Here is a 13117-nt window from a genome sequence, read left to right as displayed (position 1 = left end):
TCCGCAAGGGGGGGGAAACCGCCCCCGTCCATCCGCCCCCCCGGCCGCCGTGCCGGGGGGCGCCGTTCCAGGGATGACCGCCGCCATGCCCCATGTCGAATTCGACGCCATCACGAAATCCTTCGGCGCGGTGGAAGTCCTGCCGCCCCTGTCGCTGTCCATCGAAAAGGGGGAATTCGTGGTGCTGGTCGGTCCCTCGGGCTGCGGCAAGACGACGACGCTGCGCATCCTTGCCGGGCTCGAGACGGCCAGTTCGGGCCGCGTGCGCATCGGCGGGCGCGACGTGACCGATCTGCGCCCCGGCGCGCGCGACATCGCCATGGTGTTCCAGAACTATGCCCTCTATCCGCACATGACGGTGCGGCAGAACATCGGCTATGCGATGAAGGTTCACGGCACCCCCCAGGCCGAGATCGAATCCCGCGTGGCCGAGGCGGCGCGCCTGCTCGCCCTCGAGCCCTATCTGGACCGCAAGCCGCGCGCCCTTTCGGGCGGCCAGCGCCAGCGCGTCGCCATCGGCCGGGCGCTGGTGCGCCAGCCGCAGGTCTTCCTCTTCGACGAGCCGCTGTCCAATCTCGACGCCAAGCTGCGGGTGGAGATGCGGACCGAGATCAAGCTGCTCCAGCGCCGGCTCGGCACCACGACCGTCTATGTCACCCATGACCAGGTCGAGGCCATGACCATGGCCGATCGCGTCGTGGTGATGCGCGCCGGCCGGATCGAGCAGGCCGCCGACCCGATCACCCTCTACGAGAGGCCAGCCAACCGTTTCGTGGCCAATTTCATCGGCTCGCCGGCGATGAACTTCTTCGAGGCGAGCCTGGCTGGGGGGGCCGTCGTCCTCGGGTCCCAGACCCTGCCCCTGCCCCCGGACGAGGCGCGCCGCCTCGGCAACCGCCCGGCCGTCGTCTTCGGCATCCGGCCCGAACACATGCGCAGCTCGGCCCATCAGGCGACGCTGACGCTGATCCCCGAGGCCATCGAGCCGCTGGGCGCGCATACGCTGCTGCTCGGCACCGCCGAGGGGCAGAAGGTGACGGCCCAGGTCGATCCGCGCTTTCCCGCCGCGGTCGGACAGCCGGCCAGCGTTCCTCTCGACATGACCCAGGCCCATTTCTTTGATCCCGGGACCGGCCTGCGGCTCTGAGAGAGCCTGCCGCGCCGCTCCCTTCCGAACAGGAAAGGATATCCATGATCCAGCCGCGTCTTTCCTTCCATGACGGCCGGTCGATCCCGCAATTCGGCTTCGGCCTGTGGCAGATCCCCGAGGACCGTGCCGCCGAGGTGGTCGCGACGGCCGCGCGCGCCGGCTACCGGCTGTTCGACGGCGCGGCGATCTACGGCAACGAGGCGGGGCTCGGCCGCGGCCTGCGCGACAGCGGCATCCCGCGCGAGGAGCTTTTCGTCACGACCAAGATCTGGAACAGCGAACAGGGCCATGACCGCACCCTGCGCGCGGCCGAGGCCAGCCTGGCGCGGCTCGGGCTCGATCATGTGGATCTGCTGCTGATCCACTGGCCCTGCCCGGCGAAGGATCTCTATGTGGAGACCTGGCGGGCGATGATCCGCCTGCGCGAGGAGGGGCGGGCGCTGTCCATCGGCGTCTCGAACTTCGACGCCGCCCAGATCGACCGGCTCGAGGCCGAGACCGGCGTGCGGCCGGTCCTCAACCAGATCGAGATCAATCCCCGCCTGCCCCAGACGGCCCTGCATGCGGCGATGACGGCCCGCGGCATCGTCACCCAGAGCTGGACCCCCCCTGGGCGAGGGGCGCAGCTTCGACGCCCCGCCCATCCGGGCGATCGCCGCCCGCACCGGCCTGACCCCGGCCCAGGTGATCCTGCGCTGGCATCTCGACCGGGGCCTGTCGGTGATCCCGCGGTCGCAGGATCCCGGCCGGATCGCCGCCAATCTGGCCGTGCTGCAGGCCGCCCCGCTGACGGCCGAGGAGATCGCCGCCATCACCGCGCTCGGAACCGGGGAACGCTGCGGTCCCGATCCGGCGGTGTTCGAATAGGGCGCTTGCCGGGCGGGCGGCACGGCCCTAAGGGACCGGGGATGGCGCCTCCCCTTTCCTCCCGCCCCGTCTTCCGCCCCGTCCGCCTTGCCCTCGGCGCGATCCTCGCGCTCACGCTCTGGCGGGTGCTGTGGCTGCCCCTGGATGCGCGCGACCTGTTCGTGGACGACGCGCAATACTGGCTCTGGGGGCAGGAGCCGGCCTGGGGCTACTATTCCAAGCCGCCCCTCATCGGCTGGCTGATCGGCCTCTCGACCGCCCTCGGCGGTGACGGGGCCTTCTGGGTGCGGCTGCCGCTGCCGCTCCTGCATGCGGGGACAGCGCTCGTCGTCATGGCGCTCGGCGCGCGGCTGTGGGATGCGCGGACAGGCGCGCTCGCGGGGGTGCTGTATGCCAGCCTGCCCCTTGTCGGCGTGGGCAGCCTGCTTGCCTCGGCCGACACGCCGCTGCTGTTCTTCGTCGCGCTCGCTGCGCTGCTCCAGCTGCGCCTCGCCGCGCGGCCCTCGGCGGTGAGGGCGCTGTTGTGGGGGGCGGCGATCGGGGCGGGGATGCTCGCGAAATACGCGATGCTGTTCGTTCTCCCCGGCCTGGCTCTCGCCGCGGTCCTGCTGCCGCAGGCGCGGCTGCGTCCGCGCGATGCCGCGCTGGGGGGGATTGCCGCGCTGGCCGTTCTGGCGCCGAATCTGTGGTGGAATGCGCAGAACGGCTTCGTCACGCTGACGCATACCGCCTACAATGCCGACTGGGGTCAGGCGGGGGGCCTGCGCTGGGCCGATCTGACGGGCTTTCTGGGGGCCCAGTTCGCCGCCGGGGGCCCTGTCCTGTTCGCGGCCTGGGCGCTGGCTCTGCCGCGGGCGCGGCGCTTTCCGGGGGCCTATGCGGCGTTGCTGTCGGCCCCGGTCCTGCTGATCGTCTCCGGCCAGGCGCTGTGGGCGGGGGCCAATGCCAACTGGGCAGCCGCAGCCTATCCGGGCGTGGCGCTTCTGGGCGCCGCCGCGCTCGTCCATCGCCCCCTCTGGCGGAGGGCGGCGCTCGGGATCAACATCGGGCTCTGCCTGGCACTCCCCCTCGCCGCGGCCCTGGCCGACCGTCTCCGCACCCCTTCGGGCGATCTGCTGCTCGCCCGCTGGATGGGCCGTTCCGCGGTCAGCCTCCATGCGGCGGAGGTAGCGCAGGCCCAGGGCCTCGGGACGATCGTCGCCGCCCGGCGCGACCTGCTGGCGGATCTGTTCCACACGCTGCGCGGGGCGCCCTTCGCGATCGCGGCCGAACCGCTGCCCGGTCCGCCTGCCCATTACTATGCCCAGCGCCATGCCCTGACACCGGGGGACGGGTCGGATGTGCTCTATCTCACCGACAGCAGCGCCGACCCCGCCTGCCGGGAGGGGGCGCCCGGCTGGACGCTGATCGAGGCCTGGCCCGCCCCCGAAGGCGCCCATGAGGGCCAGACCTTCCGGGCGCTGCGCGTGCCGCGGGCCTGCTGGTTCCGGGATCCGGGCCCGTGAACGGCCGTTCCCGCCTCCGGCGTCTGGCCCGGAAATGTCCATGACGATTCCCCGGACAGTCCGGCGAGCGCGCATCCGGCGCACTATGCCTCGGCATCGAGCAGGCGGCGCGCGATCTCGGCCGCCTCGGTCAGATGCTCCCGCACGGCGGTGGCGGCAGCCTCCGGGTCATTCACAAGAATGGCCTCACAGATCCGGGCGATGCGCGCGGGTCCCGAGACCTGGCGCTCACGCGTGGCCAGCGTCAGGGCGCGCAGCCGACTGATCCGGCCATTGAGACGCTGCACGATGTCCCAGGCGATCTCGTGCCCGGCGGTCCGGAAGATGATCTCGTAGAAGCCCGTGGTGGCCGACAGGAGCGCGGCACGATCCCCTGTGGCAGAAGCGTTCTCGATGGCGGCGAACGCCTGCTTGAGATCTGCCTTGACCTCCGGGTCCGCGCGGCGGGCGCAGGCCGCGGCCGCCCCCTGCTCCAGGAGAAGGCGGATTTCGTAGATCTGCCGCGCCGTGGGCCAGTCAAGCCGCGCCACGATGGGGCCCTTGTTGGCCAGGGTCTCGACCAGCCCCTCGGCCTCCAGGGTCCGCAGCACCTCGCGCACCACCGTGCGGCTCACGCCGAGCTGGTCGCAGAGCGAGCGTTCCACCAGGCGGTCGCCGGATTGGAAGCGGCCGGCGATGATCGCACCCCGAAGACGCGCAGCAATGATTTCCCGCAGGGTTTGCGGGGGCTTGTCGATTCGGAGGTCGTCAAGCGGCATCGGCTCCATGCTCGCATCCCTAGCACCGGCGGACCGGCGCGACAATGTCATGTTGACATACTGTAATATGGTATACCATAGTAAGGCAGCCAGGGAGACCCGACTCACGATGCCAGCCGCGATCCGCAAGACCCTTCTGCATGTCGAGACAACACTGATCGAAGGCGGGCGTCCGGCGCCCAGACCCCTGGTGCTGATCGCGGCGGCGGCGGTTCTCCGCAACCCCTGGGCGGATCGGGGCTTCGTCGAGGATCTTCGTCCCGAAATCCACGCCATCGCCCCCGAACTGGGAGCGCTGCTGACAGGAATGATCATCGAGCGCGCCGGCTCGGGTGCGGCGGTCGAGGGCTACGGAAAATCGGCTGTGGTCGGGCTCGGCGGCGAGGTGGAACACGCATCGGCGCTCATCCACACGCTGCGCTTCGGCAACCATTACCGGAAGGCGGTCGGGGCCAAGTCCTACCTGGCCTTCTGCAACACGCGTGGGCCGGCCAACGCGCCGATCATGATCCCGCTCATGGACAAGAACGATGAGGGACGGCGCTCGCATTACCTCACCATCCAGTTCGCGATCCCCGACGCGCCCGCGGCGGACGAGATCGTCGTGGCGCTCGGAGCCTCGATCGGAGGACGGCCGCATCATCGCATCGGCGACCGCTATGAGGACCTGAAGGAACTCGGGCATGACGCCGCGAATCCTGCCGCTGTCTGAAGGCGCCCGCGTCTGTCTTATCGATGCCGGGCAAGGCGAGCCGGTGGTCCTGATCCACGGCGTGGGACTGCGCGCAGAGGCCTGGGCACCGCAGATCGCCGCCCTGTCACGGACTCACCGGGTCCTGGCCGTGGACATGCCCGGCCATGGCGGATCGAGCCCGATCGCGCCGGATTCACGGCTGCCCGATTTCGTGGCCTGGATGGCCTCCGTCCTGCGGGCCCTGGACTGCGGCCCCGTCAACCTCGCGGGGCATTCCATGGGCGCCCTGGTGGCGGCCGGCGTCGCGGTGGAGCACCCCGCTCTCGTCCGCCGGCTCGCCGTGATGAACGCAGTCTTCCGGCGGTCTCCCGACGCCCGCGCCGCCGTGCGTGCAAGGGCCGAGGAGATTGCGGGCGGGCGGCTGGACATCGAGGGTCCGCTGTCGCGCTGGTTCGACAGCAGCGCCACCGAAGCCGAAGCGCGCGCCAAGGTCGCCGGCTGGCTCGGCGGCATGGATGTGGGGGCCTATGCGACAGCCTACCGCGCCTTTGCGGAGGGCGACGCCATCTATGCCGACCGCTGGTGCGGAATCGCCGTGCCGGTGCTCGTGCTGACGGGCGCCCTGGACCCGAACTCCACGCCCGCCATGGCGCGGGCCATGGCCGGGGCCGCGCCGCATGCGCGGCTTCGCCTCATCGAGGGCATCGGCACATGGTCAACCTGACGGCCCCCGACGCCGTGACCGAGGCGATGCAGGACTGGCTGGCGACGCCCGTGAGCGTCGCCCTGCAGAAGGACCGGGCCGAATGATCGATCAGCGCCGCCTCCTGCGGGACGCCTTCGGAACCTTCATGACCGGTGTCACGGTCGTCACGACACTGGACACCCAGGGGAACCCCCTGGGTTTCACCGCCAACTCCTTCTCTTCGGTATCGCTTGAGCCGCCGCTCCTTCTGGTCTCCATCGCCCGATCCTCGCGGAACTATGACGCGTTCCACGACGCCCGCGGCTTTGCCGTGAATGTGCTGTCCGAAGGCCAGAAGGAGGTCTCCAACACCTTCGCCCGCCCTGTCCCGGATCGCTTCGCCACGGTGTCGTGGCGGCTCGGCCCGCATGGGTTCCCCGTGCTGGAGGGGGTTTCGGCCTGGTTCGACTGCAGGATGCACCAAGTCATCGAGGCGGGCGACCATGCCATCCTGCTGGGTCATGTCGAGGCCTTCGAGGCAGGAAGTCTGCCCGGCCTCGGCTACTATCGGGGCGGTTATTTCACCCCCGTGCGCACCGCGGATGCCATCGGCACGGGTCCGGCTGTCCTGGTGATCGCGATCATCGAGAAGGCGGGGCAGGTGCTTCTGGTGGACGACGGGCAGGGCGGCCTGGTCCTGCCGTCGTCCCGCGTAGGCCCCGAAGGGGCCAGTGCCACGCTGCGCACGCTCATCGCCTCGACCGGTATCGCGGCAGAGCCTGGTCTCATCTACGCCGTCTACGAGGACGTTCGGCGCGGGCTCCAGCATCTCGCCTATCTCTGCCCGGCCACCTGTGGCCAGCCTGTCCGCGGGGCAGGCTTCGTGGACCTCTCACCCGCCGGCCTCGCCGATGTGAGCGATCCCGCCATGCGGTCCATGCTCGAGCGGCTTTCGGAGGAAAACCGTCTCGGCAACCACGGCATCTACTCCGGAAACCAGGACGCGGGCGAAGTCTATCGCCTCACCAAGGGAAGCAGGCCATGAAGTTCTCGCTCTTCATCCACATGGAGCGCGTCTCCGCCGATGTGCCGCAGAAGCGGCTCTACGACGAGATGATCGAACTCTGCGAAATGGCCGACCGGGGCGGGATGCATGCCATCTGGACGGGCGAGCATCACGGCATGAACTTCACCATCGCGCCGAACCCGTTCCTGAACCTCGTGGACCTGGCACGGCGCACGAAGAACGTTCGCCTCGGCACCGGCACGGTGATCGCCCCGTTCTGGCACCCCATCCGCCTGGCCGGCGAGGCGGCCATGACCGATATCATCACGGGGGGACGGCTGGAGCTGGGCATCGCGCGCGGGGCCTATTCCTTCGAGTATGAACGGCTCTGCCCTGGCCTCGACGCCTGGACGGCCGGCCAGAGGATGCGTGAGCTCATCCCGGCCGTGAAGGCGCTCTGGGCCGGGGACTATGCCCATGATGGGGAATACTGGAAGTTTCCCGCCACGACCTCCGCCCCCCAGCCGCTTCAGACGCCGCACCCGCCGATCTGGGTGGCGGCCCGCGATCCCAACAGCCATGAATTCGCGGTCTCCCAGGGATGCAACGTGCAGGTGACGCCGCTGCATCTGGGCGACGAGGAGGTCGAGAGCCTGATGGCCCGCTTCAACGCCGCCTGCGCCAAGTTTCCCGAGAAGCCCCGTCCCAGGATCATGGTCCTGCGCCACACCTACGTCGCCGAAAGCGAGGCCGACGCAGACCGGGGCGCGGAGGAACTGAACAGATTCTACAACTATTTCGGCGCCTGGTTCAGGAATGAGCGCCCCATCCGGCAAGGTCTCATCCAGGAGCTGACCGAGGAGGAGATCGCGGCGCACCCCTTCTACAGTCCCGCCGCCATGCGGAAGAACAACATCGTGGGAGAAGCACCCGAGGTCATCGAGCGCATCAAGGCCTACGAGGCCATGGGCTACGACGAGTTCTCCCTCTGGATCGACAGCGGGATGAGCTTCGAGCGTAAGCGGGATTCGCTCCGGCGTTTCCTCGATGATGTCATGCCGGCCTTCGCCTGACAGATGGAGCGGTTCCAGCACTATATCGACGGGCGTTTCGAGGACGGCTCCGCCAGCTTCGAGAGCCTCGACCCCGCGACCGGAGAGCCTTGGGCGCTGATGCCCGAAGCGCGCGCGGAAGACGTGGATCGCGCCGTCCGCGCCGCCCACCGGGCCTTTCACGCATCCGAATGGGCGGGATTGACGGCCACTGCGCGGGGCAGGCTGCTCCTGCGGCTGGCGGACCTCGTCCAGACAGCGGCGCCCCGGCTGGCGCAGCTCGAGACGCGGGATACCGGCAAGATCATCCGCGAGACCTCGGCCCAGATCGCCTATGTCGCGGAATACTACCGCTACTACGCGGGCCTTGCCGACAAGATCGAGGGGGCTCACCTCCCCATCGACAAGCCGGACATGGAGGTCTGGCTGCGGCGCGAGCCGGTGGGCGTGGTAGCGGCCATCGTGCCCTGGAACAGCCAGCTCTTCCTCTCGGCAGTCAAGCTTGGTCCGGCGCTGGCGGCTGGCTGCACGGTGGTGCTCAAGGCCTCCGAGGACGGGCCCGCGCCACTTCTGGCGTTCGCGCGCCTGGTCCATGAGGCGGGCTTCCCTCCGGGGGTTGTCAACATCCTGACGGGCTTTGGCCCGACCTGCGGAGTGGCCCTGACCACGCATCCGCTTGTCAATCATGTCGCCTTCACCGGCGGGCCCGAAACCGCACGGGCGGTGGTGCGGAACTCGGCCGAAAACCTGGCCAGCACCTCGCTCGAGCTCGGCGGCAAGTCGCCCTTTCTGGTCTTCGCCGACGCCGATCTGGACAGCGCGGCCAACGCCCAGGTTTCGGGCATCTTCGCGGCCACGGGACAAAGCTGCGTCGCGGGCTCGCGCCTGCTCGTGGAGCGCAGGGTCCGGGATGCGTTCCTCGACAAGCTGCGGCTGAAGGCCGAGGCGATCCGCGTGGGGGCGCCGCACGAGATGTCCACCGAGATGGGCCCGCTCTGTACACGCCGGCAGCGCGACCGCATGGTGGATGTGATCAGAGCCTCCGTTGCGGCAGGAGCCCGCCTCGTGACCGGCGGCGGGACATGGGAGGGACCGGGCTTCTTCGTGCAGCCGACCATCCTCGACTGCACCGAGGCCCCGCAGGCGCCATGCCTCGGGACCGAGATCTTCGGACCCGTCCTGTCCGTTCAGGCCTTCGACGACGAGGATCACGCGGTCCATCTCGCCAATGGCTCCCCCTACGGCTTCGCCGCCGGAATCTTCACCACGAACCTGACCCGTGCGCATCGCTTGGTGCGGCGGCTGCGCGCGGGCGTGGTCTGGGTGAACACCTATCGCGCCATTTCGCCCATTGCCCCCTTCGGCGGACATGGCCTGTCCGGCCATGGACGGGAAGGCGGGCTCGCGGCGGCGCTCGACTACACCACCATCAAGACGGTCTGGCTGCGCATCTCGGACGATCCCATCCCGGATCCGTTCGTGATGCGCTGACCCAGGACGCGATGAGAGACAACAAGGAGGGGCCACACATGAAAGGGTACGGTTTGACGGCCGCCGTCGCTCTGGCGCTGGTTGCCACCGGAGCAGGCGCTCAGGGGATGGTGTTCACCAGCTGGGGGGGCACCACACAGGATGCCCAGACCAAAGCCTGGGCCACGCCCTTCACGGAGGCGACCGGGATCGCGGTCGTCCAGGATGGCCCGACCGACTACGGCAAGCTCAGGGCGATGGTCGAGGCTGGCCGCGTGACCTGGGACGTGGTCGATGTCGAATATGATTACGCCCTGCAGGCCTGTGGCCAGGGCCTTCTGGAGCCGCTCGACTTCTCCGTGATCGACCGCAGGGATCTGGATCCCCGCTTCGTCTCCGACTGCGCGGTCGGCAGCTTCTACTTTTCCTTCGTGCTGGGCTACAATCCGGCCAATTTCCCGGATGCACGGCCCGCATCTCTGGCCGATCTCTTCGACACGGAACGGTTTCCCGGCAAGCGCACCTTCTACCAGTGGGCTGCGCCCGGCGTGATCGAGGCGGCTCTCCTGGCCGACGGGGTTGCACCCGACGATCTCTATCCGCTCGACCTTGATCGCGCCTTCGCCAAGCTGGACACCATCAAGGACGAGATCATCTGGTGGTCCGGCGGCGCGCAGTCGCAGCAGCTCCTCGCGTCAGGCGAGGCACCGATCGGCCTCTTCTGGAACGGGCGGCTTGCGGCCATCCAGGCCGACGGACTGGATGTGGGCATCGTCTGGGAGCAGAACATCACCGCTGCCGACGCCCTCGTGGTGCCGAAGGGGGCCCCCAACAGGGAGGCGGCGATGCAGTTCATCGCCCATGCCACAAGCCCTGAAGCGCAAGCCGAATTTGCCGCTCTCACCGGCTATGCCCCCATCAACCTCCGCTCGCCCGATCTGATGGACCCGGCCATCCGGGCAACCCTGCCCGACATGCAGACCGCCATGCAGATCAATGCGGACCTGGCCTATTGGGGCGAGCACCGCGACGAGATCGCAGCGCGCTGGTACGCATGGCAAGCCGAGTGACGACGGAATCCCCGGTCCACGCGGCATCCGGGGGGGTCGGGCCCGCCGCCGGGCATGCCGGATCGGCGACTGTCCCGGCGCTCCGGCGCCGGCCGAGCGGGCTCGCTCTCGCTCTGCCGGCGCTGGTGCTGCTCCTGGCCTTCTTCGCCCTTCCGGTTGTGCTCTTCCTGGCCCGATCGGTCACCGAGCCGCAGCCGGGATTCCAGAACTATGCCGCGCTGTTCGGAGGGCCGACCTATCTCCGCATTCTCCTGAACACCTTCATCGTGGGAGGGGTCGTGACCGCTGTCACGGCCCTCCTCGCCTTCCCGGTCGCCTGGGCGCTGGCCATCATGCCACCCCGATGGTCGGCCCTGCTCTTCGGGATCATCGTCCTCTCGATGTGGACCAATCTCCTCGCGCGGACCTATGCGTGGATGGTGCTTCTTCAGCAGACAGGCGTCATCAACCGGATGCTCCAGGCGCTGGGGATCATCGACGAGCCGCTGCGCCTCGTGAACAACCTTGTGGGCGTCACCATCGGCATGGTCTACATCATGCTGCCCTTCATGATCCTGCCCCTGACCGGAGTGATCCGGAAGATCGACCCCATGATCCTCCAGGCCGCCTCCCTCTGCGGGGCCACCAGGGGGCAGGCGTTTCGCCGCATCCTGTTGCCGCTCGCGGCGCCGGGCCTCGCCGCGGGCGGGCTCATGGTCTTCGTGATGTCGCTCGGTTACTTCGTCACCCCTGCCCTGCTGGGCGGAACCTCCAACATGATGATGGGCCAACTGGTCGCGCAGCAGGTCCAGAGCCTGACCAACTGGGGCCTCGGCGCTGCCGCCGCCTTCGTGCTGCTTGCCGTCACGCTGCTGCTCTACGCCATGCAGATCCGCCTGCTCGGCCGGCCCGAGGGGATGCGCTGATGCTCCTGGACTTCGGAAAGCTCGGGATCCTGAAATGGGTGCTGATCACCCTCTGCATCCTGGTGGCGCTGTTCCTCATCCTGCCCATCCTGTTCATCGTCGCCCTCTCCTTCGGTGACTCGCGCTGGCTGATCTTCCCCCCGCCGGGATGGACACTGGACTGGTACCGGGATCTCTTCGCCGATCCCCGCTGGTTCGAGGCGGCCTGGACCTCGGCCAGGATTGCCCTGTCCGTGACCGTCCTGTCGGTCGTGCTGGGCCTTCTGGCCTCCATTGCCCTTGTCCGGGGACGCTTCCGGGGGCGCGAGCTTCTGCGTGCCATCTTCCTCATGCCGATGATCCTGCCGGTCGTGATCCTGGCGGTCGCGCTCTACATCCTCTTTCTGCGGCTGGGTCTTGACGGGAGCTTTGCAGGCTTCGTGATCGCCCATCTGGTGATCGCACTGCCCTTCTCGATCATCGCCATCACCAACGCGCTCGAAGGTTTCGATCCCGCCATCGAACAGGCGGCCATCCTCTGCGGCGCCTCGCCCTGGGAGGCACGCTGGCGCGTCACCTTTCCGGCCATCTCCCACGGGCTTTTCGCCGCGGCGATCTTCTCCTTCCTGGCATCCTGGGATGAGGTCGTCCTGGCCATCTTCATGGCAAGCCCGATGCTGCAGACCCTTCCGGTGAAGGTCTACACCACGTTGCGGCAGGACCTGACGCCCGTCATTGCCGCCGCCTCCACGTTGCTCGTGGGACTGACCCTTGTCCTGATGATCCTCGCCAACCGGCTCGGCAGACGGAGATCCGCATGATCCCTCCCTTTCTGCACATCAACGGCCTGCGCAAGACCTATGGCCCGGTCGTGGCGACCGAACATGTCGAGCTGTCCATCAAGGAAGGGGAATTCATGACCTTCCTCGGGCCCTCCGGCTCGGGCAAGAGCACGACCCTCTACATCCTTGCGGGTTTCCAGGATCCCGATACCGGCGACATCCGGCTGCGGGGCCGGTCGATCCTGGGCGTGCCCTCTCACAAGCGCAACATCGGCATGGTGTTCCAGCGCTACACGCTTTTTCCTCACCTGTCGGTGGGAGAAAACGTGGCCTTTCCGCTTCGCGTCCGTCGCCTGCCGCAGGCCGAGATCACCCGGAAGGTGCGCCGCGCGCTCGAACTTGTGCGGCTCGGCGGCTTCGAGGAGCGCAAGCCTGCGAGCCTCTCGGGCGGGCAGCAGCAGCGCGTCGCGCTCGCCCGGGCTCTGGTCTATGACCCGCCCGTCCTGCTGATGGACGAGCCGCTCTCGGCGCTCGACAAGAAGCTGCGCGAGGAGATCCAGTACGAGATCCGCCGCATCCATCGCGAGACCGGCGTCACGATCCTCTACGTGACCCACGACCAGGAGGAGGCCCTGCGGCTTTCCGACCGCATCGCCATCTTCAACGCCGGTCGCATCGAGCAGGTGGGGACCGGGGCCGAACTCTATACCAGCCCGGCCACGCATTTCGTGGCCGACTTCATCGGCGACAGCAGCTTCCTCGACGGAACGATCGCGGCCGTCGAAGGGCGCTGCGCCGATCTGCGCCTCGGGGACGGGACTCTCGCGCGCCGCATTCCTCTCCATGCGCCCGGACGGCCGGGGCAGCGGGCGGAACTGATGCTCCGGCCCGAACGGATCGAGCTTTCGCCGGACCCCGGGCCGGATGGCGCAAGCCTTCCCGTCCTCGTCCAGGACGTGACCTTTCTTGGCAACATCACGGATGTCGTCGCTCTGACGGCGTGGAATGCCCCTGTCACGGTGCGGCTGGGCTTCATGCATCCGCTCTCGGGACGCCTGACACGGGGCGACCGGCTCTGGATCCGATGGGCAGCGGAGACGGTTCACGCCTTTCCCAGAGACTGACCCAGAGACTGACAAGGCGTCAGCCTAGAGCGCAATGCGATCACGTTGCATCGTATCCGGCGGCGGCGGA

The 13117-nt window shown here is 68.6% G+C and carries 12 protein-coding genes; 11 read left to right on the top strand and 1 reads right to left on the bottom strand.

The genetic code is table 11. The features are described from left to right. Nucleotides 1-85 precede the first annotated feature (85 nt). Together RUTHE_RS12165 and RUTHE_RS18665 are read left to right on the top strand one after the other, a co-directional pair. A complete protein-coding gene (locus RUTHE_RS12165; RefSeq protein ID WP_021098732.1) occupies nucleotides 86-1147 on the top strand; it encodes an ABC transporter ATP-binding protein in 1062 nt (353 codons plus the stop codon). A 44-nt stretch (nucleotides 1148-1191) separates the two neighbouring features. Beyond that, complete coding sequence (locus RUTHE_RS18665) at nucleotides 1192-3522, top strand: aldo/keto reductase (RefSeq protein WP_021098731.1); 2331 nt, start codon at nucleotides 1192-1194, stop codon at nucleotides 3520-3522. A gap of 83 nt (nucleotides 3523-3605) precedes the next feature. On the opposite strand, the gene RUTHE_RS12155 is transcribed toward RUTHE_RS18665, so the two are convergent. Beyond that, nucleotides 3606-4280 carry a GntR family transcriptional regulator gene (locus RUTHE_RS12155; protein ID WP_211217753.1) on the bottom strand — a complete coding sequence of 225 codons (675 nt, stop codon included), beginning with the start codon at nucleotides 4278-4280 and terminating at the stop codon, nucleotides 3606-3608. Nucleotides 4281-4389: 109 nt separating this feature from the next. Between RUTHE_RS12155 and RUTHE_RS12150 the strand changes: the two genes are divergently transcribed. From RUTHE_RS12150 to RUTHE_RS12110, 9 genes are all read left to right on the top strand, one after another. Then, nucleotides 4390-4992 carry an amino acid synthesis family protein gene (locus tag RUTHE_RS12150; protein WP_021098729.1) on the top strand — a complete coding sequence of 201 codons (603 nt, stop codon included), beginning with the start codon at nucleotides 4390-4392 and terminating at the stop codon, nucleotides 4990-4992. Then, nucleotides 4964-5698 carry an alpha/beta fold hydrolase gene (locus RUTHE_RS12145; RefSeq protein WP_021098728.1) on the top strand — a complete coding sequence of 245 codons (735 nt, stop codon included), beginning with the start codon at nucleotides 4964-4966 and terminating at the stop codon, nucleotides 5696-5698. The genes RUTHE_RS12150 and RUTHE_RS12145 overlap by 29 nt, the downstream gene beginning before the upstream one ends. 82 nt (nucleotides 5699-5780) lie before the next feature. Continuing rightward, on the top strand, nucleotides 5781-6704 hold the full coding sequence (locus RUTHE_RS12140) for a flavin reductase family protein (RefSeq protein WP_021098726.1): 924 nt from the start codon (nucleotides 5781-5783) through the stop codon (nucleotides 6702-6704). Continuing rightward, nucleotides 6701-7738 carry an LLM class flavin-dependent oxidoreductase gene (locus tag RUTHE_RS12135; RefSeq protein WP_021098725.1) on the top strand — a complete coding sequence of 346 codons (1038 nt, stop codon included), beginning with the start codon at nucleotides 6701-6703 and terminating at the stop codon, nucleotides 7736-7738. Before RUTHE_RS12140 ends, RUTHE_RS12135 begins: the two co-directional genes overlap by 4 nt. A 3-nt stretch (nucleotides 7739-7741) precedes the next feature. Continuing rightward, nucleotides 7742-9208, top strand: coding sequence for an aldehyde dehydrogenase (locus tag RUTHE_RS12130; RefSeq protein ID WP_021098724.1), 1467 nt, complete (start codon nucleotides 7742-7744; stop codon nucleotides 9206-9208). A gap of 38 nt (nucleotides 9209-9246) precedes the next feature. Then, complete coding sequence (locus tag RUTHE_RS12125) at nucleotides 9247-10257, top strand: ABC transporter substrate-binding protein (RefSeq protein WP_021098723.1); 1011 nt, start codon at nucleotides 9247-9249, stop codon at nucleotides 10255-10257. Further along, a complete protein-coding gene (locus RUTHE_RS12120) occupies nucleotides 10254-11162 on the top strand; it encodes an ABC transporter permease (protein WP_051150463.1) in 909 nt (302 codons plus the stop codon). The genes RUTHE_RS12125 and RUTHE_RS12120 overlap by 4 nt, the downstream gene beginning before the upstream one ends. Beyond that, on the top strand, nucleotides 11162-11962 hold the full coding sequence (locus RUTHE_RS12115) for an ABC transporter permease (protein ID WP_021098721.1): 801 nt from the start codon (nucleotides 11162-11164) through the stop codon (nucleotides 11960-11962). The genes RUTHE_RS12120 and RUTHE_RS12115 overlap by 1 nt, the downstream gene beginning before the upstream one ends. Then, nucleotides 11959-13047: an ABC transporter ATP-binding protein gene (locus RUTHE_RS12110; protein ID WP_021098720.1), complete on the top strand. Its 1089-nt coding sequence runs from the start codon at nucleotides 11959-11961 to the stop codon at nucleotides 13045-13047. The genes RUTHE_RS12115 and RUTHE_RS12110 overlap by 4 nt, the downstream gene beginning before the upstream one ends. Nucleotides 13048-13117 lie beyond the last annotated feature (70 nt).

The sequence above is a fragment of the Rubellimicrobium thermophilum DSM 16684 genome (assembly GCF_000442315.1).
GTDB classification, from domain to species: domain Bacteria; phylum Pseudomonadota; class Alphaproteobacteria; order Rhodobacterales; family Rhodobacteraceae; genus Rubellimicrobium; species Rubellimicrobium thermophilum.
This window is presented reverse-complemented; position numbering and strand designations above follow the sequence as displayed.